Raw genomic sequence first — 25,668 nt, 5'->3', positions numbered from 1 at the left:
CCCTGCGGCGTTCATACCGCTTTCTTTTTACCGCGAGCGACACTCAAAGTGCCACTGCGGTACTACAGTCGGCACTCATCGGGCCGCAGCGAATAAGCCACGACAGTAACAAGACATCGCCCCCTTTCGCAACCAAGCGGGCGAAGCTGGGTGAAAAATGCGATTTGCACGGGCCATAGCCCACATATGCTGATACTCGCACCACCTTCGCGAACAGCGAGCGCTAAAAAAGTAGGCCCCGCCGGGTGTGTCCGGCGGGGCCTAATTCTGATGCAGATAACTCGTTAATCAGATGTGATGTGCGGTGATCACTCGTCTTCCAGCGATAGAGCGACAAAGCGCGGCTGTCCGTTCGAGCGCACTAGCAGCAGCAGCGACTTGCGTCCCGCCTCGCGGGCGTCTGCGATGCGGCCCTCCAGATCAGCGACAGTATTGAGCGCCTGCTGGCCCGCCTCGGTGATGACATCGCCCGCGCGCAGACCCTTTTCATGGGCCTCCGACATCGTGTCGATATCCTGCACGACGAGGCCAACGGTATCTGCCGGCAGCTCCAACTGCGCGCGCAATTCATCATCCAGCGGGCTAAGGGTAAGCCCCATCAGCGTTTGCTGCTCGGGGGCCGCGCCGGGGCCGTCTTCGCCTTCGTCTAGACCGGATGCTTCGGCACCCTCGGCATCCTCGCGGCGGCCCAGCGTCACCTTCAGCGTCTTAGTCCCGCCCTCACGGAAAACGACGACGCGCACCATCTTGCCGACTTCGGTGTAACCAACTTGGCGTACCAACTCGCGGGTATCGGGCACCTTTACACCGTCAAAGGACGTGATGACGTCGCCCGCCAACATCCCGGCATCTGCTGCGGGGCCGGGTGGCACATCCGTCACCAGCGCGCCTGCGGCGATCTCAAGGCCCATCGCCTCGGCTACGTCGGGCGTGACATCCTGAATGCGCACGCCCAGCCAGCCGCGGCGTGTTTCGCCGAATTCCTGCAACTGATCTATGACGCGGGTGACAACGTTAGATGCCATCGAAAAACCGATGCCAATAGAGCCGCCATTGGGGCTGAGGATCGCGGTATTCACGCCTACCACCATGCCGTCCATGTCAAAAAGCGGGCCGCCCGAATTGCCCCGGTTGATCGCCGCATCCGTCTGGATGTAGTCGTCATAAGTGCCAGAAAGGGCGCGATTGCGCGCAGATACGATACCGGCGCTGACCGAAAATCCCTGCCCCAGAGGGTTGCCCATTGCCATAACCCAGTCGCCGACGCGCGCTGTGTCGCTGTCGCCAAAACTAACGAATGGCAATGGCGCGTCCGCCTCAACCTTGAGCAGGGCAATGTCCGTTTTGGGGTCGGTGCCGATGACCTTGGCCTCCAGCTCTCCGCCTTCGTAGAATTCAATGATGATCTCGTCCGCGCTTTCGATCACGTGGTTATTCGTGACGATATAGCCGTCCTCAGAAATAACAAAGCCTGATCCAAGGGCCGAGCTGCGCCGCGGGCGCGGGCCGCCTTCACCCTCGCCCCGGTCGCGAAACTGGCGAAAGAAATCCTCAAATGGTGATCCGTCTGGCACTATCGGCTCTGGGCCGGTGCTCTGAGCGACCGTGGTGGATGTCGTGATGTTGACAACCGCAGGGCTGATCTTCTCGGCCAGATCGGCAAAGCTTTCGGGGCGCGCGTTGGCCGCGATGGCCTGCGCAAGGATCAGCGCCGACGCCAGCAAAGTCAGGGCCATTGTTTTGAAAATCGCGGGGTTCTGCCGCACTATCGCGTCACTTGCCTGTTTCAAAATCTGATCTCCTCAGTTGCTTATGCTTGCTCGCTCGCTTGACACTAAGTGTAGAGCGCGCCGCGCGCTGTGCAAACGGTGAAAGTACGCATCACGCAAGCGTTACGCCTGCTCAGGTCACACACCCAGACTTTTCGCGAACCAGACCAAGACCAGCCCCGCCGCCATCGCAGCGAGGCCCAAGGCGCGGCGAGCCTCAGGCGGGATTAGCCGAAACGCTTCCAACATACGCTCAATCGCGTGGGGGGCCAGTGCATAGACCAGCCCCTCCACGATCAGTACGAGGCCCAGCGCAAGTGCGCCAGTGGCCAGCATCACTCGGTCGCCGTCTGGCCGCCGGTGGTCGCCGCAGCGCCGTCCAGAACACCGCTGGCCGATGCGCCGGTCGCGCCCGTATCGCCAGACGCCGTGCTTTCCTCTGGCTCAGGCTCGGCGCCTGTGGCGGAGGATGCGTTCGATTGCTGATCAGCGGTAGACCCACCTAGTCCGGCGCCGGAGTTGTTGAAGTAATTAAAGAAATCACTCGTAGGCGACATCACAATGGACGAGTTATTGCCTTGCAGCGCAACCCGGTAGGCATCCAGTGAGCGGTAGAATTCAAAGAATTCAGCATCTGCGCCAAACGCTTCGTTAAAGATAGCGTTGCTTTTGGCATCCGCCTCGCCTCGGGTGATTTCGGCTTGGCGCCGTGCGTCCGATACCAGCTCTACCTGCGTCCGGTCAGCTTGGGCGCGAACACGCTGCGCTGCCTCGTTACCGCGTGCGATCTCGTCGGCCGCCTCGCGCTCACGCTCAGCGCGCATACGGGCGAAGGTCGCGTCAAGGTTTTGAGCGGGCAGATCAGTCCGCTTGAGACGCACATCGACCACTTCGATGCCCAGTTCCTTGGCCTCTGTGATGGCTGCATTTCGGATGCGCAGCATCAGCGCTGCACGGTCCGAGCTGAGGATGTCGTTCGAGCTGACAGAACCCAGAACCTCACGTGTCCGCGAGCGGAGGATAGAGTCCAGACGGCTTTCGGCAAATGGGATGCCACCGTCGCCCACAGCCTCGCGGAAGCGGCGCACGTCGACGATGCGGTAGCGTGCGAAGGCGTCTACCACGAGGCGGCGGTCATCCAGCGGTGTGACCTCAAGCGGGTCAATATCACGGCTAAGAATGCGGTCGTCGTAGCGCACAATTTGCTGAATGAACGGGATCTTGAAGCCAAGCCCCGGGTCTTCCTTGACGTCGATAATCTTGGAGAATTGCAGCACCAGCGCGCTTTCGCGTTCGTCGACAATGAACACGGAAAGAAGTGCGATGACACCAGCGCCGATGATGACCGGCAGGATGAAAGCAGATTTACGCATGATTACTGACCTTCCGAATTCTTGCGCAGCTCATTGAGCGGCAGGTAGGGAACGACGCCTTGCGCGCCGCCTGACCCGTTCTGGTCGAGGATGATTTTGTCCATATCGCCCAGCACGTCCTCCATCGCCTCTAGATAGAGACGCTTGCGCGTTACTTCGGGGGCCTTGGTGTACTCGCCCAAGACGGCGCTGAAGCGGCTGGCCTCACCCTCGGCCTCGTTGACGACGCGGGCACGGTAGCCCTCGGCCTCCTCCAGCGTCTGTGCAGCCTGACCGCGCGCCTCGGCTAGGATGCGGGCCGCATAAGCGTCTGCCAGTTTTTCCAGCCGGTCGCGCTGTTGCTCGGCGGCCTGCACTTCGCGGAAGGCGTCGATGACGGATTGCGGCGGATCAGCCTTGTCAAAGTTTACACGGATAACATTTACGCCGCTTTCGTAGCTGTCCAGCGTCAACTGGATCAGCTCCTCAAGCCGCGATGCGATAATTCCGCGATCCCGGTTCAGGATCGGGGACAGCTGCGACTGAGCAATGATTTCGCGCATGCCCGATTCCGATACGGCGCGGATCGTGGCGCGCGGATCACGCAGATTGAACAGCAACATGGCCGGATCGTTGATATTCCAGACGACCTGAAAATCGATATCGACGATGTTTTCATCCCCGGTCAACATCAGGCCAGCCTCACTACCACGTGCGCCGACGCCGATGTCTTCGCTACGCTCGGAGGTGACGACGACCTTTTCGTAGGTGATGAAAGGCCAAGGCGCGAGGTGCGGACCTGAGCCTGTGGTCCGGTGATACTCACCAAGGAACAGCTCGACCGCGCGCTCTTCGGGCTTGACGGTGTAGAAGCTGGCGAACAGCCAAATGCCAACCGCGACCAGCAGGCCCAGAATGACCATACCGCGCGTAATTTGCGGGCCGCCATCGCCGCCGCCTGCGCCATTCGTGCCGCCGCCGCCGCGCCCGCCCATCAGGACGCGCAACTGGTCCTGACCTTTGCGCATCAGTTCGTCGATTTCGGGCATCTGGCTGGCGCCGGGGCGTTTGCCACCGCGCTCGCCGCCATTCTGGCCGTTGCCGTTCTGGCCGCCATCTTTGTTCCCGCCCGAGCCGCCGCCCGAATTACCGCCGCCGCCCCATGGGCCGCCCGACTGTCCCGCCATGAATATCCATCCCCTTGAAATTCTCTGACCTCCGCGCAATACCGCGTCAGTCCTTGTTAAACTGTATAGCCCACCCCGAAATTCAACCCAAGGGGGGCCAGTTAGCGCGGAACTAGCCCGCCCTCACCGGCGTTTTCATAGTCACCAATTCTTCCGACATGGTCGGATGCACTGCGCAGACACGGTCAAAATCCTCTTTTGTCGCGCCCATTTTGATCGCAATACCGGCCATCTGAATCATTTCGCCCGCGCCGGGCGCGACGATGTGACACCCCAGCACGCGGCGCGTGGCTTGGCTGACCACCAGCTTCATCATGACGCGGCCCGTGTCGCCCGCGAACGCCGATTTCATCGGCTTAAAGGCCGTGCAGTAGATCTCTACCGGCTCGATATCGCGCGCAGCCTCTTCGCTGAGGCCGACAGTGCCGATCTCGGGCTGGGTAAAGATCGCCGTCGGGATCAGGTCGTGATCGACGGGCGTCGGGTTGCCTTTGAACACCGTCTCGACAAAGGCCATACCCTCGCGAATTGCAACGGGGGTCAGGTTGACGCGGTCTGTCACGTCGCCAATGGCATAGATCGACGGGACGGCGGTCTGAGAATACTCATTCACCTCAATCTGGCCGTTCCGGCCCAGGCCGACGCCCAGATCCTCTAGCCCTAAATCCTCGGTTTGCGGTCGCCGCCCAGTGGCAAAGAAAACTTGGTCAAAGCATTTCTCGTCGCCATTCGTCGGCGTTACGATATAGCCGCTATCGCCGGGTGTCATGCTCTGGACGTTTGTGCCCAGCTTCACGTCTATACCGTTGGATATCATGTCCTCGGACACGAGGCCGCGCGCCTCGTCGTCGAAGCCGCGCAGGATCTGCGCACCGCGGTAATACTGCGTAACCGCCACGCCCAGACCATTGAGAATACAAGCGAATTCGCAGGCGATATAGCCTCCACCGACCACCAGTATGGTACGTGGCAGCGTATCAAGGTTAAAGATATCATCGCTCACGATGCCACGTTCGGCGCCCGGAATATCGGGGCGGATTGGCGTGCCGCCTGTCGCGATGAGGATATGCTTGGCCGTATAGCTTTCGCCGGTTGATAGCGTGACGGTATGCGCATCTGACAGCCGCGCCCGGACATCGAACGTCTCGACACCGCTGTCTTTTAACAGCTTGCGATACACCCCCTCCAGGCGGTCCAACTCGGCGTGCAATTTGCCGCGAAAGGCGGGCCAGTCAAACCCGCCGGCATGAACCGTCCAGCCGTAGGCCTGTGCGGTCTGCATTTCGACGGAAAATTCACTGGCGAACACCATGAGCTTTTTGGGCACGCAGCCACGGATGACGCAGGTGCCGCCATAGCGGCTCTCTTCGGCGAGGGCCACAGTCGCACCGGTGGCCGCCGCGACGCGCGCAGCGCGCACCCCGCCTGAGCCGCCGCCAATTACAAAAAGATCATAGTCAAACGTCATTTAGGTGCCTTTCCTCGCGCCCGCGGCCACAATCAACGCGATCTGTGGTCGCCTCGGGCGCTGAGCGCGCGTATTAGCGAAACGGCGCACATGGTGAAACCCAACGTCAGGCACAGCGCCTGCCACCGGAAAAATCTGGATGCGACCTGTCATCGGCTAGTCCAGCATGTCGTTGAACAGGTTATCGCTTTCAACGAAATCCAGACGGTCCTGCTCGATCGTGCCCTCGTTGATATCGCGCAGTTCGACCCGGCCATCGCCGTGACCGATGATGACGACGTCGCAGATGTCGATGAACAGACCATTTTCAACTACTCCCGGCATCTGGTTCATCACCATGGCCAGTTGGCGCGCGTTGCCGATGCGGCCGAGATGTAGATCGAGGATATGATTACCCTCATCCGTAACAAATGGATGATCGCCATTCATGCGCAGCGTTACATCGCGGCCCATCACGTCGACGGAAATCAGCATTTCCTCAATCAGGGCGCGCGTCGTTTGCCAGCCAAACGGGATCACCTCAACCGGCAGGGGGAACGCGCCCAGATGCCCGACCTCCTTGGCCGCGTCCGCGATAACGATCATCTGGTCGCTGGCGGTCGCCACGATTTTCTCTTGCAGCAGCGCGCCGCCGCCGCCCTTGATCAAGTTCAGCTCTGCGTCGAATTCGTCTGCGCCGTCGATGGTCAGATCCAGCCATTTTGCCTCGTCGAGGCTAATAACCTCGATCCCGACCTCGCGCGCCAGATCGGCGGTTCGCGTCGATGTGGGAACGCCGCGTATCTTTAGCCCGTCGGTGCGTACCAACTCGCCCAGACAGCGCACCATCCACGCGGCGGTAGACCCAGTTCCAAGGCCCACGCGCATTCCGTCCTCGACGTAGTCGACCGCCTTCTTGGCGGCGACAAACTTTGCCTTGTCGATGGGCGACAATTGTCCGGTCATGGCAGCGATTCCTCCGCGTTTGCGTGCGTCTTCTTATAGGGATTACGGCAGCAGGGCGCGAGACGCAATCAGGTGGCGACACAGGCGCAAACCAGCAACGTGCACAATCGCGCCCCATCATGTCGCAATCGCTCGCGCGCCCGCACTAGGGCGCGCTTATCCTCGCGCTCATGACACTTATCCTACATTACGCCCCCGACAACGCTTCGCTGATTGTGCGCCTCGCGCTCGAAGAGCTGGAACTGCCCTATGAGACGCGCCTCGTCGATAGATCCGTGCGCGCGCAGGACAGCGCGGCCTACCGCGCGATCAATCCACACGGCCTGATTCCCGCGCTGGAAACGCCAGATGGGGTGCTGTTCGAGACGGGCGCGATTCTGACATGGCTGGAGGGCCGCGCGCCCGGCAGGCTGGCACCCGTGGCAGACGATCCAGCGCGCGGCGATTACCTGAAGTGGCTATTTTTCATTTCAAACACGCTGCAAACAAGCGTGCGCATGATATTCTACCCCGAAAAATACTGCCCCGGCCATGAGGCGGCGTTGCGCGCAAATATGAGTGTGCAGATGGTGCAACATTTGGACCGGGTTGAGGCAGCCGTGCGTGGCCCGTTCTTTGGCGGCGATACGCTGTCGTGCATCGATCTCTATCTACCGCCGCTTCTGCGGTGGTGCGCGCTTTATCCCGGGGGCGGCACGGATTGGTTTGATCCATCGCGCTTTCCCGCGTTGATGGAGCTGTGCCGCAGTGTTGAGGCGCGGCCAGCCACCTTGCGCGCCATTGCAGCAGAGGGGTTGGGCGATGCGCCCTTTAGTGCACCCACCGCGCCCGAGCCGCCAGAGGGCAGTGCGACTTAACCGGCGCGCCGATTGCGTTTCGCCGCACATTGCAGGACTAATGGAGGAGCGGGCCGTGCCGAATCCCGGTGCTGCCCCGCCGGAGACGCCCTAGATGAGCCGCACCAGACCCACCGCCAGATCAGGACGCGCCCTGCCCCGCTGGCTGTGCGAGCAGGCGGCGCGGCTTCGCCAATCGGCCGATGGGCCAGATCGCTCTGATCGGCGCGAGTTTCTTGCGCTCGCCAGTGCATTCGGGGCCAGTACCGCCACCGCCTACACCCTTTTGGGCCTACCTGCGCCCGCTGCTGCGCAGGAGGTGCCTGCCGATGACGCGCCCCGCACTGACGTGCGCATCCAGATGCTGGTGCGTGCAGTCGCCGACCCGCGCAAGTTGGACTGGTTTCAGGCGGCAAACTTCACGCGCGGTTGGCTGGAAAACCTCCTCAGCTATGAAAACGACGGCACTTTCCGACCCCAGTTGCTGGAGGATTGGCAAATCTCGGACGACGCCTCGCACTATACCCTGAACGTGCGCCGCGGCGTGACGTGGAACGACGGCGCCCCCTTTACCGCCGCCGATGTGGCGCGCAACATCGCCGGTTGGTGCGAGCGGGGCGTGCCGGGCAACTCGATGGCCGGCCGCTTTGACGTGCTGATCGACCCGGACACGGGCCGCGCGATTGAGGGCGCGATTACCCAGCCCGATGCGTACACGGTCGAGCTGCAATTGCCGCGCCCCGACATTTCGCTGATCGCGGGCATGGCCGACTATCCTGCTGCCATCGTGCCGGAGAGTTTCGACGAGGAAACCATGTTGGAAAACCCCGTCGGCACCGGCCCCTACCTGCCCGAGCTGCTGGTGCCGGGGCAGCGCGGCGTCTTGGTCCGTAATGAGGCGCACAACTGGTGGAACGCCGGTAACGGCGCGTGGATGGAGCGGATCGAATTCATTGATACCGGCACCGATCCGCTGGCCGCCTACGCCGCTGCAGAGGCAGGGCTGATCGATATGACCCACTCGATCGAGGGCGCCTATGTGGACGCCTTCGCCAGCATCAACAACTGGCGCACGCATGATATTCGCACGGCAGCTACCATCGTGATCCGCCCCAATCAGCTAGCCGAGGTCGACGGCGTCCGGCCCTATGCCGACGTGCGCGTGCGCCGCGCGCTGGCACTCGCGATGAGCAACGAAGTCCTGCTGGAGCTGGGCCATGCTGGCCGGGGCGAGGTGGCGGAAAACCATCACGTCTCGCCGCTCCATCCGGCGTATGCCCCGATGCCCCCGCCCGAATTCGATCCTGCCGCCGCACTGGCACTGATGACCGAGGCCGGGATGGAGGATTATGAGCACGATCTTGTTTCTATCGACGACGCTTGGCGGCGCAACACTGCTGATACCGCTGCGGCGCTGTTGCAGGATGCGGGTCTCAAGGTGCGCCGCACTATTCTACCTGGCACGGTCTATTGGGCAGGATGGAGCGAATTCCCCTTTAGCACGACCGACTGGGGCCATCGCCCGCTGGCAGTGCAGACCTACGCGCTGGCCTACCGATCTGGCGAGGCGTGGAACGAATTTGGCTGGTCAAACCCCGAGTTCGACGCCCTGCTAAGCGATGCATTAGCGACGCTGGACATAGAGGCCCGCCGCGCAATCATGGCCCAGCTGGAGGCGCTGGTAAGGAATGACGCGGTGACGGTGCAACCCTATTGGCGCACCCTTACGAACAATACGCGCGCCGATCTGGCCGGCGGGGCGCATCACATCGCGTTTGAGATACGGCCAGCCGAATTACGCTGGACCTAGGGCGGTACGGGGCGTAAAGCGGCCCGCGTGGCAGGCTTGCTTGCCACTTGGAACGGTCCACCTGCACGCGGCCGCGTTAAATCACACCCCGAAAGGCCGCAAAATGCGCACGCCGACCCGCACCCTAGCCCTGTCCGAATTTGTCATAATGCTGGCGATGATGATTTCGATCGTCGCGCTGGCGACCGATATGATGCTGCCCGCGCTGGGAACCATCGGAAGCGAACTGGGCGTGGACGACGTCAACGATGTGCAGCTGATCGTCAGCTCGCTCTTTTTAGGGTTTGCACTGGGCCAAGCGATTGCCGGGCCGCTCTCGGATAGCTTTGGCCGCAAGCCGATTATTTATCTGGGCTATATGGTTTTTGTGATCGGCTGCCTTTTGTCGCTGTTCGCAACCAGTTGGGAGGCGATGATCGTCGGCCGCGTCCTGCAGGGACTGGGCGCCGCAAGCCCGCGCATCGTAACGCTGGCACTGGTGCGCGATGGGTATGAGGGGCGCGAAATGGCGCGTATCATGTCCTTTGTTATGGCGGTGTTCGTTCTGGTGCCGACCATCGCGCCCGCGCTGGGGCAGGTCGTAATCTATCTGTCCGGCTGGCGCGCGACGTTTGCCGTGCTGATCGTGCTGGCCATCGCGGCGGCGCTTTGGTTTGCCCTGCGCCAGCCCGAGACTTTGCCAAAATCGCAGCGCCGCCCCTTCTCGGCTGTTGCCATCTGGCGCGGGCTGAAGGAGATCGTGCGCAACCGCTCGGCCATGGGAAATACTCTGGCATTGGGCCTGATCTTTGGCGCGTTTCTGGCGTATCTCAGCACGGCGCAGCAGATCTACGAGGTGGTCTATGACGCGGGCGCGCTGTTCCCGATTTATTTCGGCGCGGCGGCGCTGTCGATTGGCGGCGCGGCGGTGGTCAATTCGCTGCTGGTTATGCGGCTAGGGATGCGCCTGCTGACGCGCATGGCGCTGATAGGACTGATCGCTCTGGCCGCGCTCTTTGCCATTCCGGCGTTCGCTGCGGGCGGCACGCCTCATGTCGCGTTGTTCCTTGCATATCTGATCGGCTCGTTCTTTTGCATTGGCATCCTGTTCGGCAATCTGAATGCCATTGCGATGGAGCCATTGGGCCATATGGCGGGTCTCGGGGCTGCGCTGATCGGCTCGGTATCCAATTTCGTTGCCCTGCCGATATCATACTACATCGGCCACCATTTCGACGGCACGGTGCTGCCCATGGTTATCGGTTTTGGCACCGTTGGCGTTGGCGCGCTGGCGCTGACATGGTGGGCGAACCGCGCACCTGCGCAATTCTAAGACCGGCGGAAGGTCGGCACACTCTACACCCTGCAGGATTTCTGGTGCATAACCCGTCCCAAGACCCGATTCACCTGCGCCCAGTTCGCCTGCTCTCTGAGGACCAATAGCCATGCATGACATCCGTGCGATCCGCGAAAACCCCGCAGCCTTTGACGCCGCCCTTATGCGGCGCGGCAATGATGCCGCCTCCGCTGCGATATTGTCGCTGGACGAGGCGCGCCGCGCCCGCATTGCCGCAGCCGAGACGGCGCAGGCCGAGCAGAACAAAGCCTCCAAGGATGTGGGCGCCGCCAAGGCCGCAGGCGACGAGCCAGAATTCGAGCGCCTGCGCGCGCTGGTCGGCGAGAAGAAAGCCGAAATCGCAGCGATGCACACCGAGGCCAAAGCGCTGGACGCGCAACTGACGGAAATGCTGATGGGCCTGCCCAACCTGCCGATGGATGACGTGCCGGATGGCAAGGACGAGGCGGATAACGTCGAAATGCGTCGCTGGGGCACGCCCGCCACCTATGATTTCGCCCCGCGCGAGCATTACGAGCTTGCCAGTGTCACCCCCGGCATGGATTTTGAGATGGGCGCCAAGCTGAGCGGCGCGCGCTTTGTGGTGCTATCGGGCGCTGTTGCGCGCATTCACCGCGCGCTGGCGCAATTCATGCTGGACACGCACGTTGACGACAATGGCCTGAGCGAGACTTGGACCCCCGTACTGGTACGCGAAGAGATGATGTACGGCACCGGCCAGCTGCCCAAATTTGGCGAGGACAGCTATAAAACCACCGATGGGTGGTGGCTGGTCCCAACCGCCGAGGTTTCGCTGACCAACCTCGTGAACGGCGAAGTGGTCGATGGGGCCACCCTGCCACACCGCCATGTGGCGCACACGCAATGCTTCCGCTCTGAGGCGGGGTCGGCTGGGCGCGACACATCCGGCATGCTGCGCCAGCACCAGTTCGAAAAGGTCGAGATGGTCAGCATTACCCATCCCGATCACAGCCGGGACGAGTTGGACCGCATGACCACATGCGCCGAGGGTATCCTTGAGCGTTTGGGCCTGCCTTACCGCACGATCGCGCTTTGCACTGGCGATATGGGATTTGGCGCACGGCGCACCCACGATATCGAAGTGTGGCTGCCGGGTCAGGATACCTATCGCGAGATCAGCTCTGTATCGGTTTGCGGTGATTTTCAGGCGCGGCGGATGAACGCGCGGTTCAAGCCTGCGGATGGCGGCAAGCCGCAATTTGTTCACACTCTTAACGGGTCGGGGCTGGCTGTCGGACGCTGCCTGATAGCTGTCCTTGAGAACGGCCAGCAGGCCGACGGCGCTGTGCGCCTGCCCGAGGCGCTGCACACTTATCTGGGCGGCAAATCGGTGCTGGATGCGCAGGGCCAGCTAGTCTGATAGGAATGAGCGGGAACCGAAGCGCGCGCCGCGCGCTTCAACTCGCTAGCGTCCAACAAAAGATCGGTCATGCCCATGCCTATTCTCCTCCTCCTCGCGGCTGTCGGCTTTGCCTTGTCGCCGCTTTTGGCCCCCGGCTTTGGCGGGTTTGACGCTAACCAGTTTCCCATTCCGCAGATCAATCCGCCAGTGCAACCGGCCGGATATGCCTTTGCGATCTGGGGCTTGATCTATGTCTGGCTGATCGTCGGGGCAGCCTACGGGCTGTGGCGTCGCCGGGACGACGTTGACTGGGCCGCGATGCGCGTGCCGCTGTTCATATCACTAGCGGTAGGGATCACGTGGTTACCTGTCGCGCAGGCCAGCGCCGTATGGGCAACTATCCTCATCTGGATCATGTGGGCCTTTGCCGTATGGGCCGTGCTGCGCGCGCCGGCTGGCGGCGGTGCGGATGCGTGGCTGGGGCGCGTGCCTGTCGCGCTTTATGCCGGGTGGCTGACGGCCGCGTCCTGCGTCTCATTGGGGCTGATGGCCGCGGGATTTGCCGGAATGAACCAAGTTATCGCCGCTCTACTCGCTCTTCTGATCGCACTGGGTCTAGCCGTACTGATCGTGAGGCAACGGCCTGACGCAATGGGATTTTTAGGCGCCGTCATATGGGCGCTGATCGGCATTTGCGTGCAAAACTGGCAAGGCGGCGCGCTGGCAGTGCTGATCCTTGCAGGCGTCGGCGCGGCGGGCCTCGCGGTACTGGCCGCAATGAACGCGCGCCGCGCCTGACCTGCAAATAGCGCCCTATTTCGACGTCTTGCCCAGGTGTTTGCGCAGGCTCGACGGCCCAGCCTTCTTCTTGCCCTTGTAGGGGTTCTTATCGCTCTGGCTGCGCATGTAGAGGCGTATGGGCGTGCCCGGCATGTCAAAATCGACGCGCAACCCATTGACCAGATAGCGCGAATAGCTCTCGGGCAGCTTGTCAGGGTGGCTACACATCATGACAAAGCCGGGCGGGCGCGTCTTGGCCTGCGTCATGTAGCGCATCTTGATCCGCTTGCCGCCCGGTGCGGGGGGTGGGTGCTGCTCTAGCATCCCGGTCAGCCAGCGGTTCAGCTGTGCGGTCGTGATGCGGCGGTTCCAGACGTCATATGCCTTTTCGACAGCCTCGCGCAGCCGATCAATGCCCTTGCCCGTTTTGGCCGAAACGGTGACCATCGGCGCGCCGCGCAACTGCGGCAATAGCCGCTCAAAGCTCTCGCGCAGATCGCGCAGCTTTTGCTGCTTCTCCGGCTCAACGTCCCATTTATTGATCGCCAGGACGACCGCGCGCCCCTCACGCTCGGCCAAGTCGGCAATGCGCAGATCCTGCTGCTCGAATGGGATTGCGGCGTCCAGGAGGACGATAACGACCTCGGCAAATTTCACAGCGCGCAGGCCATCACTGACGCTTAGCTTTTCCAGCTTTTCCTGTATGCGGGCCTTTTTGCGCATGCCCGCCGTGTCAAAAATGCGCGTGTGAAGGCCGTCCCACTCGATCTGAAGGGATATGGCATCGCGGGTGATCCCCGGCTCAGGGCCGGTCAGCAGGCGATCCTCGCCGAGGATTTTATTGATGAGGGTCGACTTCCCAGCGTTAGGCCGGCCCACGACAGCCACCTGTAGCGGCTTTTTCGCGGTTGGAATACGCGGCGCGTCCGGATCGTCGTCATCGACGGGCACGTCCACGTCAGGCGCGTCGCTCTTTGCGCGCTCCTCAAACCCGTCTGACAGCGGCATCAGGATAGAATAGAGATCGTTCAGGCCCTCGCCATGCTCGGCGGACAGGCGGATAGGCTCGCCCAATCCCAGACCGTAGGCTTCGATCACACCGCCATCGGCGGCAGCGCCCTCTGCCTTGTTCGCGGCAAGGATCACATGCTTGGCCCGCTTGCGCAGAATATCGGCAAACACCTCATCGGTCGGTGTGACCCCGGTGCGCGCGTCGATCATAAAGAGGCACACATCGGCCATATCCACCGCACGTTCGGTCAGCCTGCGCATCCGGCCTTGCAGCGAGTCGTCCGTCACCTCCTCTAGCCCGGCGGTGTCGATCACGGTAAACCGCAGATCGCCCAGACGCGCCGCGCCTTCGCGCAGATCGCGCGTGACACCGGGCTGGTCATCGACCAGCGCAAGGCGCTTGCCGACAAGACGATTGAAAAGCGTGGATTTGCCCACATTTGGGCGCCCCACGATAGCGAGGCTGAAAGTCATTGTGGTGCTCCGAGACGGATCAAGCCGTCTCCTTAAAGCAATACGCGATCAGCGGAAAGCGTGCAGTTGTCCAGACGCGCCGACAACATAGAGAACACCGCCCGCGACGACCGGATTGGTGGTCGCGCCGCCGGGCACCGCGACCCTGCCGACAAGAGCGCCTGACACCGGATCAAACAGACGCAGGAACCCATCATTAGATGCGACGATTAGACTGCCCCCAGCCATGATCGGCCCGTAATGGGCATAAACCTCGGCCTGCCGCTTTGGCTTGGATTTGACAAAGAACGGCAGCTTGGTGCCCCAGACGCGGCTACCGTCCGTGCTGCGTAGGCGCACCAGCTCATTTTTGTCGGAGACAAGGAATACAGCCTCATCTGTGGCCCAGACCGGGCTCATCGCACCCTCGTTCGCCGTCCAGATGCGTTCGCCATTGGCCAGTCGCAGGGCCGACATACGGCCCGATTGGTTGGCCACATAGACGCGGTCGCCGCGGATGACCGGATCGCCGGTGATATCGGACACACGGCTTTGGGCCATACCGTCGCGGGTTCCTGCGATGGAGGCATCCCAAAGGCGAAGACCGCCCTTGCGGAACGCGCCCTGCACCTCGCCCGAGCCAAACGCAAAGACGGCGTATTTATCTGATATCGCAGGCGCAGGACCGCCAAGTACATTGTTAATGTCGGGCGCTGCGGCCAGTTGCCATTCGATGCGGCCGGTATCGGTATCAAGCGCCCATGCCGTCTCGTCACCCGCAACCAGATAGACCAGATTGCCCATCACGGTTGGGCTGGCGGTGCCGGTCTCTAGCAGCTCCTGCTCCCAAATCGTGCCGCCCGTTGCAGGATTAAGCGCGGTAATGCGGCCAAACCCGGTCGAGGCAAAGAGTTTGCCATCCCCGTAAGCCAGCCCGCCGCCACTGCCTTCGCCGACCGAATCGGTGGATGGCACAAGGCTAACGGACCAGAGCGCCGCGCCGTTCGGCGCATGCGCGCTGACCTGCGCGTTGGCGTCCATGGCAAAAATGCGCCCGCCCGCGACCACCGGATCGGCGGTAATACGGCGACGCGCGGCGTCGCCCGCACCGATAGATGCTGACCAGATCAGGCTGGGCGCGGATGACAGGCTGGGATGTTGCGCGCGCGTGGCGGGCGATCCGATGCGCTGGGTCCATTCGGCGTTGACGCGTGCGGCGGGCAGCCGCAGCGCCTCTGCCACGTTAGGGCCGGATGCGCCGACCACTTCGCTCACAGCGGCCTCGGCCTGATCGGAGCTTAGCACTTCGCGCAGGCCCTCACGCTTGCCGGGCAGGATCACATCCGGCTCGGAGCAGGCGGCCAGCAGCGCCAGCGCGGCCAGCCATCCAAAGGTCTTTTTGTTCCGTATCACCGCGTACATGTCCAAACTTCCCCGTCCTGCTGCTGGTCTTGCTGCCTGTCTGTTGCGCCTCGCGCTGCTATTCGCTGGCGGTCGCGTCTGTAGGCGCCTCTGCATCAGCGCCGTCTGCCGTCGACTCGTCCGGCGCGCTGGCTGCGGTACCACCCGGCAGCATAGGCTCGCCGCCCAGCGCCACAATCACTTGTGTGGCGCGCCGGCGCAAGCCTGCCGTCGCCTCTGCATCTGCCGAGATGGCGTTCAGCCGCTCAATGGCAGCAGCCTCGCTGCCAGCCTCTATATCCAAATATGCCAGCTGTTCTTCGGCCAATAGGCGGATCACACCGCCGCCCAGCGCCAGATCATCCAGCCGCGCACGACGTACCACCGCGTCGATGCCGCTATCTGGGATCATCGCAGCCTTCAGCGTTGCGATCTGGCGATAGATCGGCGCGATGTCGGTCATCTGCGCGATCTCCATCAGGCGCGCGGCGGCGCCAGCAGGATCGTCCTGCAGCGCCTCGGCGGCAGCCAGCATTTGCAGGATCGCGTCACTTGCCGGACCTGCGGGTGTCACGCCATCCAGCGCATCCGCGCGCGCCCCGCGGTCCTCGACCTGCAGAGCAGTGAGGATCGCGTCGCCCAGCGCCTCGGCCTCGCTGCGCGCTTGCGCTTTGCGCCATTCATTATAGGCCGCCCCGCCAACCAGGATCAGAACGGCAAGGATCGCAATCCAGCCATAGCGCCGCAGGAGGGCAAAGAGGCGGTCGCGGCGGACCTCTTCGGTCACCTCTTCGATGAAACTGTCATTATTGCTCACGAGAGGGCGCCTGCCTTGCCTTGGTGTAGTTTTTCCCCTCTTAGCGGTTCAATCGGGGCCTGCCAAGTGCCGCCGGGCCGCAGATACCCGGCAAGTGCTGAGATATGGGCGCCGCGGTGCTGGTGGAAAACTAATCTGAACTGCCTAGTTCAACTTATGATAGTTAAAAGACGGTCATGACGCGGCGCATCTTTTGCGCTATGAGCGCCGTGATTGCATGAGGAAGCTTGGATGCGACTGTTTTCGATACTGGCAGCCATAGTCGCTGCACTGGCCATCTATGCCTTTGTGTTTGAACGCGCTTGGCTGATTAGCGTTTTACCCGGTGCAGATGCGCCCGCGCCTACAACCGAAGTCGTGACAAAATCTGAGGCAAACGCCGAGGAAGCTCCAGCGCGCGCAGCCGTGCGCGTCGTCGCGATCCATAGCCGCGCACAGGATATCGGCAGCGCCGTGGTGCTACGCGGCCAAACAGAGGCGCTGCGACAAGTCGATGTGCGCGCCGAGACATCGGGGCGGATCGTGTCCGAACCGCTGCGCAAGGGCGCCTTTGTCGAGACCGGGCAGCTGATGTGCCAGTTGGACGCCGGCACACGGCAGGCCGCGCTGGCCGAGGCCCGCGCCCGCAAGGCCGAGGCCGAGACCCGCATCCCCGAAGGCGAGGCCCGGCTGGCAGAGGCCGAAGCGCGTCTGGTAGAGGCCCAGATCAACGATACCGCCGCCTCTAAACTCAGCGAGAGCGGCTATGCCTCGGACACGCGCGTCGCGGGCACACGGGCTGCGCTGAGTGCGGGAAAGGCAACTGTACAAGCCGCCAAGTCAGGGCTGGACGCCGCGCGCACCGGGATCGAGGCCGCCGAGGCCGCCGCCGCCGCCGCCCGCGAGGAGCTGGCACGCCTCGACATTACCGCGCCATTTGCCGGCCTGCTGGAATCGGACACGGCCGAACTGGGCAGCTTGATGCAACCCGGTGCACTTTGCGCAACGATCATCCAGCTGGACCCGATCAAGCTGGTCGGTTTTGTGCCCGAGACCGATGTTAACCGCGTAGAGATGGGCGCCCCGGCGCGCGCAACGCTTGTATCTGGCACCGAAGTAACAGGCGCAGTGACGTTCATGTCGCGCTCTGCCGACCCTCAAACGCGCACCTTTCGGATCGAAATGTCCGTGCCTAATCCGGATTTGGCCGTGCGCGATGGGCAAACCGCTGAGATTTTGGTTGCCTCAGGCGGAACCCCCGCGCATTTGCTGCCGCAATCGGCGTTGACGCTGGACGATAGCGGCACGCTGGGCGTGCGCGTAGTGGATGGACCTGTGGCTGACTTCATGCCCGTCACCCTTATGCGCGATACCGCCGAAGGCATCTGGGTGTCCGGCCTGCCGGACGCCGTAGACGTCATCGTGATCGGCCAAGAATACGTGATAGCAGGCGTGCCGGTGATCGCCAGCTACCGCGATGACAACGCCACTGACAACGCCGCTGTTCCCGGGACCAAGGCGGAGGCCATTCAATGACGGGCATCGTCGACTGGGCCGCGCAGCGCGCCCGCATGGTGCTGGCGTTCATCGTACTTAGTCTGCTGGCTGGCGGCCTCGCCTATACCACCCTGCCCAAAGAGGGCGAGCCGGACATCGAGATCCCCGCTCTCTTTGTGTCCGTCATTTTCCCCGGCATTTCTGCTGAGGATAGCGAAAAGCTACTGGTCAAGGTCATGGAGACCGAGCTGAGCGATCTGGACGGCCTCAAGGACATGTCCGGCACCGCGGCGGAAAACTACGCCGGCGTCGCGCTGGAATTCGAGTTTGGCTGGGACAAAACCGCCGTCATGGCAGACGTCCGGGATGCGATGAACGCCGCCGAAGCAAAGTTTCCCGAAGGCGCCGAGAAGTACACGCTGAATGAGATTAACTTCAGCGAATTTCCTATCATCATCGTCAACCTCACCGGCGACGTGCCAGAGCGTACCATGGCCCGCGTCGCGGATGACCTGCAAGACAGGCTGGAGGGGCTTGAGCCCATTCTGGAGGCAGGTATCGCTGGCAAGCGGGACGAGTTGGTCGAGGTTCTGATCGACCCCCTGCGCCTAGAATCCTATGACGTGACCGCGGGCGATCTGATGAATGCCGTGCAGATGAACAACCTGCTTATCGCGGCGGGCGACGTGCGCAGCGCTGGCGGCACGTTTTCGATCAAGATCCCCTCGTCATTTGAGGAAACGCGCGACATCTATCGCCTGCCCGTCAAGGTCAATGGCGACCGCGTGGTGACGCTGGGCGATGTGGCGCGTATCAACCTGACGTTTGAGGACCGCGTCGGAACAGCGCGCTTTAACGGGGAAAACACGGTCGCGCTCCAAGTGGTCAAGCGCAAGGGCTTCAACATCATCGACACTGCGCAACTGGTGCGCGAAACGGTGGAAAGCGCGCGCGCCAGCTGGCCGGAGGAGTTGAAGGCCGCCGTAGAGGTGGGCGCATCGAACGACCAGTCGCGCACTGTGGCCTCGATGGTCAGCCAGCTAGAGGGTTCGGTGCTGACCGCTATCGCGTTGGTGATGATCGTGATGCTGGCGACGCTGGGTATCCGCCCCGCTCTGCTGGTCGGATTTGCAATTCCCACATCATTCTTGCTGTGTTTTGCCATGATGGCGGTCATGGGCATCACAATATCAAACATCGTGATGTTTGGCCTGATTCTGGCCGTGGGGATGCTGGTAGACGGCGCAATCGTGGTGGTCGAATACGCAGATCGGCGGATCGAAGAGGGCTCCGGCCCCATGACCGCCTATGTTGAGGCGGCCAAGCGTATGTTCTGGCCTGTCGTCAGCTCCACCGCGACGACGCTTTGTGCATTTCTGCCGATGCTGTTTTGGCCGGGTGTGCCGGGGCAGTTCATGGGGATGCTGCCCGTCACGCTGATCTTCGTCCTCTCGGCATCCTTGCTGGTCGCGCTGGTCTATCTGCCCGTGCTGGGCGGTATCACAGGACGGCTTGAGAAGTGGACGGATGCGCGCATTACGCAGATCGCAGGCGGGTGGTGGGTGTGGCATCTGGCGCTCTTTCCCGTCGCCGCGCTGGGTCTTGCTGCGGCAGGCGCGGGCGTCCCGGCGCTGCTGGCGCTGGTCAGCGGCACATTTGCGCAGATGGATATGAGCGCGATCCTCGGCTCGGTCATTCCTTCGCTGGCGAGCGCGTTCGTCCTATGCCTTGCCACCGCCACACTGGCGGCGCTCGGGGTGGGGGGCGTGTCGGCGATCCTGCTGGGTCTTATGGCGCTGTGGCGGCGCATCGCGGATGGCGCCCGCTGGCTGGGGCGCAGCGCGATCCCGCGCCACACCGCCACCGTACGCTCGGGGTACAAACGCAGCCCGTTTGGCTGGGTGATCCATGCCATCGTGGGCAATCCGGTTATGCCACTGGTCGCGTTCGGCGTCATTTTTGTTATCGTTGGCACAACGCTGATCTACTACATCAACAATAACAACGGCACCGAGTTTTTCGTCGAGTCCGAGCCGGAGCAGGCCATCGTGTATGTGCAGGCGCGCGGGAACCTGTCGATTGAGCAGAAGGACACTCTGGTCGCCCAAGTCGAGGATGTCGTGCTGGCGCAGCATGGCATCGCGTCGGCCTTCGCCTTTGCCGGGGATGGCGGGCTGAATAGCAACACCGGCGGCGCCGCGCCGCCGCTGGATACCATTGGGCAGGTCCAGTTCGAGACGACGCCATGGGACGAACGCGGCACCATTTCGCAGCCGTGGCTGTGGGGCCTGTGGAACCGCGAGATTAGCGACCCGGCAATCGACGGTGATAAGGTGATCGAGGAGCTGGCAGCCAAGCTGGCGATGATACCCGGCATAAAAACCGAAATTCTGGGACAGACAGGTGGCCCGGCCTCGGCCAAGCCAGTGCATCTACGGCTCAAGGGCGACAACTGGGCCGAATTGCAGGCGGCTACGCGGCTGGCACGCGCCAAGTTTGAGGCAACGCGCGGCCTGACCCTTATTGAGGATACGCTGCCCCTGCCCGGCATTGATTGGCAGATCGACGTCGACGTCGAAAAGGCCGGGCGCTTTGGCGCAGATGTCGCGACCGTCGGCTCAATGGTGCAACTGGTCACGCGCGGCCTGATGCTGGGCGAGATGCGCGTGCCCTCATCGGATGAAGAGATCGACATCCGCGTGCGCCTGCCCGAGGCCGACCGCGTCCTTAGCACGCTGGACACTTTGAAGGTGCGCACGAATGACGGGCTGGTGCCGCTGGCCAATTTCATCACCCGCACCCCGGTGCAAAAGCTGGCCCAGATCGACCGGATTGATCAGACACGATATTTCGACGTAAAGGCGGGTGTTGCAACGGGATTGACCACGGCATCCGAGGCAAATGGCGAGACGCGCGACGTTCCGATCACTGCGAATGAGCGGATTGAGGGCCTGACCAAGTGGCTCGACAGCGGCGCGCTACCGGCATCAGTCAGCTACGAGTGGACCGGCGATCAGGAGGAACAGGAGGAGTCCGGCGCGTTCCTGATGAAGGCCTTTGCCGGTGCGCTAGGGCTGATGTTCATCATCCTCTTGGCGCAGTTCAACAGCATTTATAACGCTGTGCTGGTGTTGCTGGCCGTGATCCTCAGCACGACGGGCGTTCTGATCGGAATGCTGGTGATGGGCCAGACGTTTTCGATCATTATGACCGGCACTGGCATCGTCGCGCTGGCGGGCATTGTGGTGAACAACAATATCGTTCTCATTGATACTTATCAGGAATTCAGCCAGTACATGCCCCGGATCGAGGCGATAACCCGCACAGCAGAGGCGCGCATCCGGCCCGTCCTGCTGACCACGATCACCACCATGGCAGGCCTTGCGCCGATGATGTTCGGGCTATCGCTCGACTTTGTGAACGGCGGCTACAGCTTCGACAGCCCCACTGCCCTGTGGTGGAAACAGTTGGCGACCGCGGTCGTTTTTGGCCTTGGGATTGCGACGGTCCTGACGCTGATCTTTACCCCCTCAATGCTGGCGCTACGGGTGTGGCTAGGCACCTACGCGGGCTGGCTGGCGCGCGCGCTGGCGGCAATGTCGATGGGCCGCGCCAGCCGCGCGGCACAGGACTGGTCGCTGGTTCGCGCCGCCCGCCGCGTCCGCGCGCCCGAGATTATCTGGGAGGATCTCCCAGAGGATGCCCAAACTCCGCAGAGTTACATGGATGTCGCAGGCGCTGATCTGGAGTTAGACGACTTCAAGCGTATCTTGGCCCAAAGGGGCCCAAGCGATGCGGACAAAGCCACTGCGCCGCAGCTTCCGACCAAGCCACTGCGCGCCGCAGAGTGACTGCCGCAGGCGAGGCTAACGACTTAGACCAAATGACGATGCGCGGAATATGGGTGAGCGTTCGCGGCTAAACCCAAGCCGCGCGCATTACGGCAGCTCAGCTGCCACGCACACGTGCATCCTCGTCCATCGCGGCCCACCAATCTGCATAACTGGAGTTCTTGGGGTGATAGCCGCCCTCGTCCGGCGCGTTGTCGTGCCACCAGACCGGGCCGCGCTCTCCAAGGGCGCGCTTTGCCGTATCCACTCCGGCGCGTGCCTCGGCCACCGCCTCGGCGTCATCGCCGGCCAGTTGCACCGCCCGGCGCGCCTTCATCAGGGCCTTGACGGCTGCGCGCCGCTCAGTATCGCCCAATTCGGGATTTGTGCAGCGCCAAAGCCGCGCGCGCGAGACAAAGTAGCGCCCGTCCGGCGTCTGGGGATAATCCTTTTGCGGCATCAGGCGGCTTCGTCCGACTGCTGGCGATACCAGAGGCCGGCATAGCGTTCGTCCTTCTCGAGCAGTTCGGTATGTGTGCCCTGCTCGACGATGAGGCCGCCGTCTAGGACCACAATGCGGTCGGCATCCGCCACCGTGCTGAGGCGGTGCGCGATGATCAGCACGGTACGCCCCTGCCCCGCACGGGCCAGCGCGCCCTGAATGTCACGCTCGGTCGCGGTATCCAGCGCGCTTGTCGCCTCATCCAGGAGCAGGATGGGCGGGTCCTTGAGCAGAGTGCGCGCGATGCCAACCCGTTGCTTTTCGCCGCCCGACAGCTTGAGCCCGCGTTCACCGACGGTAGTATCATAGCCGTCCGGCAGCGAGATGATGAAGTCGTGGATCGACGCGGCACGGGCGGCCTCAACCACATCCTCATGGGTGGCGTTATCGCGGCCATAGGCGATGTTATAGCCGATGGTATCGTTAAACAGCACGGTGTCCTGCGGCACCACACCGATGGCATTGTGCAGACTGGTCTGTGTCACGCCGCGAATATCCTGCCCGTCGATCAGCAGCGCGCCCTGCGACACGTCGTAGAAACGAAAGAGCAGCCGCCCGATGGTGGATTTGCCTGATCCGGTAGGCCCAACGATAGCCACCGTCTGGCCTGGCTCAGCGGTCAGGGTGATACCGCCGAGGATCTCGCGGTTAGTATCATAGCCGAAATGCACATCGCGCAGCTCAACCTTGCCGCCCGTCACCTTGAGCGGGCGGGCGTCATCCGCATCGGTGACGTCCGGCGGCTGATCCAGCAGGCCGAACATCTCGCCCATGTCCACCAGGCTCTGGCGGATCTCGCGGTAGACCGTACCGAGAAAGTTCAGCGGCATCGTGATCTGGATCATGTAGGCGTTGACCATTACGAAATCGCCCACCGTCAGGCTGCCGTTCTGCACGCCAATGGCGGCCATCACCATGACGATCACCAGCCCTGCGGTAATCAGCAGCGACTGGCCGAAATTGAGGAACGAGAGCGAATAGGATGTGCGGACCGCTGCACGCTCGTACCCTGCCATCGCCACGTCATAACGCGCCGCCTCGCGATCCTCGGCGCCGAAATATTTGACCGTCTCGTAATTTAGCAGGCTGTCGATCGCCTTTTGATTGGCGTCTGTGTCCTGATCGTTCATCTCGCGGCGCAGTTTCACGCGCCATTCTGTTACCTTGAACGTGAACGCAACATATAGCGCGATGACGACTACCACGACTGCCAGATACCAAAAATCAAACGCCGCCCAGAGGACGATTCCGACTAGGAATAGCTCTAATATCAACGGAAAGATCGAGAAGATGAGGAAGCGCAGCAAGAAATCGACGCCCTTTACCCCCCGCTCGATAATACGGCTGAGGCCGCCCGTCTTGCGCGAAATGTGGTAGCGCATAGACATCTGATGAATGTGGCGGAACGTGCGCAAGGCCACCTGCCGCAACGCGCGCTGTCCGACCGGGGCAAAGAGCGCATCGCGCAACTGTTGCAGGCCCACGTTCATCAGGCGCGCCACGCCGTAGGCCACCGTCAGGCCGACTGCGCCTGCGCCCATCGTCCAGGCCGCGTCGGCGGTGCCTTCGCCCGACAGCGTATCGACTGCCGCCTTGTAGAAAAAGGGCGTAGCGACCGCGATCAGCTTTGCCACGAAAAGGGCGATCAGCGCGAGGACCACGCGCCGCTTGACCCAAGCGCCACCCTCCTTGGGCCAGACGTAGGGCGACACGCGAATGATAGTGGCCCAGCCGGAGGCAGGTGCCTCGGAATTGGGATCGGTGTTTGGATCGTGGCTCATGACCTGCCTTTGGCGATTGCGCGAGGCAACATCTAGGTCGCCAGAGCCCGGATATCCAGCCAATCTGCGCAGACGGGCCGAGTGTGCGGTATCGCGAACACGGGAGCCGTGAGTAATTTCGCCAAAATGATTTGCGGGCGAGGCCTTAATCCGGCAGGGCAAAGACCTGACCGGGATAGATCAGATCAGGGTTGCGGATACGGTCCGCATTCGCCTCGAACACGCGGACGTATAGAATTCCCTCACCGTACCGCTCGCGCGATATTGCCCAAAGTGTATTGCCCGGCTGGACAGTGACAGCACGAATCGGAGGCGCGGGCGCCGCTGGATCCTGTAGCTCGGCCAAAAGAGCGCGATCCTCGCGTTTGAAAGGCGTCTCGACACGGCTGGTCACGGTCCCGGCGGCATCCACCTCGTCGATGCGCAAGGTGTAGATGCCGGTATCGACCTGCGGCAGCGCGGTGTGCCATGCCCCATCCGCGCCAATGCGCGACGTCGTGATGGCCCGGTTGTTCAGATAGACGCGCACAATGCCCAATCCGGCGGCTCGGCCAGAGAGCTGGACATCGCCGCCCTCGGAATAGCTGATGGCGTCAAGAGCGACGCTGGACATCACCTGCGGCGCGGCGCTAGGGGATGGCGATTGCAGGACGCGGACCCCAGAGGCGTCAGCCATCAGGACGGTGCGGCCGTTTTGCAATGATGCGGCGGGGCTAGGCTGCTCGGACGGGCCGGCAGGGGTTTGCAGAGTATCTGCAACGGACGGCTGCACGAGGCTTGGATTAATGGCCGCCGTTTCCACGGGTTGCGGTTTTTTGGCTTGCTCGGAAAGGCCGCGTTCGGCGGTACCGTCCGTTGCGGCAGGGATTGTCGTTTGTGTATCGGCGCGCACCAAAGGGACTGGCGCAGTTTGCGCAGGCTTCGCATCAAGATCGCTGGCCTCGACGTAAGCGTCCTGCGCGGATTCGGCGGCGGGTTTGGTTTTTGGCGTAGTCTCCACCGCGTCTGCGGCGAGGGTGGCGACTTGCTCTGCCTGCTCTTTTATCGCAAGCGCAGCAGGCGCAATAATCACCTGATTTTCACCCATCACCGGCGCGCTGCCATCCGGGCCAGACATCCGCAAAGTCAGCACGCGGGGGGCGTCACTGGCCGGAACGTCGATGAATGCGGCGAATTGTCCGTCATCGCCGGGCTGGAGCGTTTTGAACGGAACGCCGTCCAGCAGAATTTCGATCTGCCAGCCGGGTGCGGCGGTTCCCGCAACCAGTGCGGCGCCGTCCGGCTCTAGGCGGAACACGTCTAAGCGCGGCGCGGAAGTCCTTGAAGTGCTGTTTTGCGACGGGGCGGTCGCATCAGATTTAGACAAGACCGCGACCTCGGGCTTTTGCGCGACGCCCTCATCGCGTTCGCCCAAGCCTTCCGGCGGCAAGGCCCCGCGCATCAACAGCCCGCCAATAATCACGGCAACAAGTATCGCCGCCCCTATAGCGATCAGGCGCCCCGAACGTGCGTTTGCAAAGATGCTCATTCCCTCTGGCCCCCCAATACCCT

Annotated in this window: 19 protein-coding genes; 7 read left to right on the top strand and 12 right to left on the bottom strand. The window is 62.4% G+C overall.

What is annotated here, in order from left to right:
• Window positions 1-308: 308 nt before the first annotated feature.
• From MK6180000_RS02860 to rpiA, 6 genes are all read right to left on the bottom strand, one after another.
• A complete protein-coding gene (locus MK6180000_RS02860) occupies window positions 309-1,736 on the bottom strand; it encodes a DegQ family serine endoprotease (protein WP_138936313.1) in 1,428 nt (475 codons plus the stop codon).
• Window positions 1,737-1,907: 171 nt separating this feature from the next.
• Window positions 1,908-2,105, bottom strand: a complete 198-nt coding sequence (locus tag MK6180000_RS02855) for a DUF2065 family protein (protein ID WP_138933357.1) — start codon at window positions 2,103-2,105, stop codon at window positions 1,908-1,910.
• Complete coding sequence (hflC, locus tag MK6180000_RS02850) at window positions 2,105-3,142, bottom strand: protease modulator HflC (protein WP_138933355.1); 1,038 nt, start codon at window positions 3,140-3,142, stop codon at window positions 2,105-2,107. Before hflC ends, MK6180000_RS02855 begins: the two co-directional genes overlap by 1 nt.
• 2 nt (window positions 3,143-3,144) lie before the next feature.
• The gene (hflK, locus tag MK6180000_RS02845; protein ID WP_138933354.1) at window positions 3,145-4,308 is read right to left on the bottom strand and encodes an FtsH protease activity modulator HflK; all 1,164 of its coding nucleotides are present in this window, start codon (window positions 4,306-4,308) and stop codon (window positions 3,145-3,147) included.
• A 112-nt stretch (window positions 4,309-4,420) separates the two neighbouring features.
• Complete coding sequence (gene gor, locus MK6180000_RS02840; protein ID WP_138933353.1) at window positions 4,421-5,776, bottom strand: glutathione-disulfide reductase; 1,356 nt, start codon at window positions 5,774-5,776, stop codon at window positions 4,421-4,423.
• 156 nt (window positions 5,777-5,932) lie between these two features.
• Complete coding sequence (rpiA, locus tag MK6180000_RS02835) at window positions 5,933-6,721, bottom strand: ribose-5-phosphate isomerase RpiA (protein WP_138933352.1); 789 nt, start codon at window positions 6,719-6,721, stop codon at window positions 5,933-5,935.
• 170 nt (window positions 6,722-6,891) lie between these two features.
• Between rpiA and MK6180000_RS02830 the strand changes: the two genes are divergently transcribed.
• From MK6180000_RS02830 to MK6180000_RS02810, 5 genes are all read left to right on the top strand, one after another.
• Window positions 6,892-7,578 carry a glutathione S-transferase family protein gene (locus tag MK6180000_RS02830; protein WP_138933351.1) on the top strand — a complete coding sequence of 229 codons (687 nt, stop codon included), beginning with the start codon at window positions 6,892-6,894 and terminating at the stop codon, window positions 7,576-7,578.
• Between the two features lie 94 nt (window positions 7,579-7,672).
• On the top strand, window positions 7,673-9,367 hold the full coding sequence (locus MK6180000_RS02825; protein WP_138933350.1) for an ABC transporter substrate-binding protein: 1,695 nt from the start codon (window positions 7,673-7,675) through the stop codon (window positions 9,365-9,367).
• A 103-nt stretch (window positions 9,368-9,470) separates the two neighbouring features.
• On the top strand, window positions 9,471-10,679 hold the full coding sequence (locus MK6180000_RS02820; protein ID WP_138933349.1) for a multidrug effflux MFS transporter: 1,209 nt from the start codon (window positions 9,471-9,473) through the stop codon (window positions 10,677-10,679).
• 112 nt (window positions 10,680-10,791) lie between these two features.
• Entirely contained in the window at window positions 10,792-12,084 is a 1,293-nt protein-coding gene (gene serS, locus MK6180000_RS02815; protein WP_138933348.1) for a serine--tRNA ligase, read from the top strand.
• 75 nt (window positions 12,085-12,159) lie between these two features.
• A complete protein-coding gene (locus MK6180000_RS02810) occupies window positions 12,160-12,864 on the top strand; it encodes a hypothetical protein (protein ID WP_246040410.1) in 705 nt (234 codons plus the stop codon).
• A 15-nt stretch (window positions 12,865-12,879) separates the two neighbouring features.
• On the opposite strand, the gene der is transcribed toward MK6180000_RS02810, so the two are convergent.
• Genes der through MK6180000_RS02795 form a run of 3 tightly spaced genes read right to left on the bottom strand, consistent with a single transcriptional unit; the run spans window position 12,880 to window position 16,528 of the window.
• On the bottom strand, window positions 12,880-14,331 hold the full coding sequence (gene der / locus MK6180000_RS02805; protein WP_138933346.1) for a ribosome biogenesis GTPase Der: 1,452 nt from the start codon (window positions 14,329-14,331) through the stop codon (window positions 12,880-12,882).
• 48 nt (window positions 14,332-14,379) lie between these two features.
• Entirely contained in the window at window positions 14,380-15,732 is a 1,353-nt protein-coding gene (locus MK6180000_RS02800; RefSeq protein ID WP_138933345.1) for a PQQ-like beta-propeller repeat protein, read from the bottom strand.
• 58 nt (window positions 15,733-15,790) lie between these two features.
• Window positions 15,791-16,528 (bottom strand): hypothetical protein, encoded by a 738-nt coding sequence (locus tag MK6180000_RS02795; RefSeq protein ID WP_246040409.1) that lies wholly within the window; start codon window positions 16,526-16,528, stop codon window positions 15,791-15,793.
• Window positions 16,529-16,759: 231 nt separating this feature from the next.
• Here MK6180000_RS02795 and MK6180000_RS02790 point away from each other — a divergent pair, with 231 nt between their 5' ends.
• A complete protein-coding gene (locus tag MK6180000_RS02790; RefSeq protein ID WP_138933344.1) occupies window positions 16,760-18,043 on the top strand; it encodes an efflux RND transporter periplasmic adaptor subunit in 1,284 nt (427 codons plus the stop codon).
• Complete coding sequence (locus MK6180000_RS02785) at window positions 18,040-21,855, top strand: efflux RND transporter permease subunit (protein WP_138933343.1); 3,816 nt, start codon at window positions 18,040-18,042, stop codon at window positions 21,853-21,855. Before MK6180000_RS02790 ends, MK6180000_RS02785 begins: the two co-directional genes overlap by 4 nt.
• Window positions 21,856-21,952: 97 nt before the next feature.
• Here MK6180000_RS02785 and MK6180000_RS02780 read toward each other — a convergent pair whose 3' ends face one another.
• The 3 genes from MK6180000_RS02780 to MK6180000_RS02770 form a co-directional block, all read right to left on the bottom strand.
• Window positions 21,953-22,294 carry a hypothetical protein gene (locus MK6180000_RS02780; RefSeq protein ID WP_138933342.1) on the bottom strand — a complete coding sequence of 114 codons (342 nt, stop codon included), beginning with the start codon at window positions 22,292-22,294 and terminating at the stop codon, window positions 21,953-21,955.
• Window positions 22,294-24,117, bottom strand: a complete 1,824-nt coding sequence (locus tag MK6180000_RS02775; RefSeq protein ID WP_138933341.1) for an ABCB family ABC transporter ATP-binding protein/permease — start codon at window positions 24,115-24,117, stop codon at window positions 22,294-22,296. Before MK6180000_RS02775 ends, MK6180000_RS02780 begins: the two co-directional genes overlap by 1 nt.
• 145 nt (window positions 24,118-24,262) lie before the next feature.
• On the bottom strand, window positions 24,263-25,645 hold the full coding sequence (locus MK6180000_RS02770; RefSeq protein ID WP_246040408.1) for a LysM peptidoglycan-binding domain-containing protein: 1,383 nt from the start codon (window positions 25,643-25,645) through the stop codon (window positions 24,263-24,265).
• Window positions 25,646-25,668 lie beyond the last annotated feature (23 nt).

The organism is Roseovarius arcticus (genome assembly GCF_006125015.1).
In the GTDB taxonomy this organism is placed as follows: domain Bacteria; phylum Pseudomonadota; class Alphaproteobacteria; order Rhodobacterales; family Rhodobacteraceae; genus Roseovarius; species Roseovarius arcticus.
Note: the sequence above shows the minus strand (reverse complement) of the source record. Positions and strands in the feature narration are given on the sequence as shown.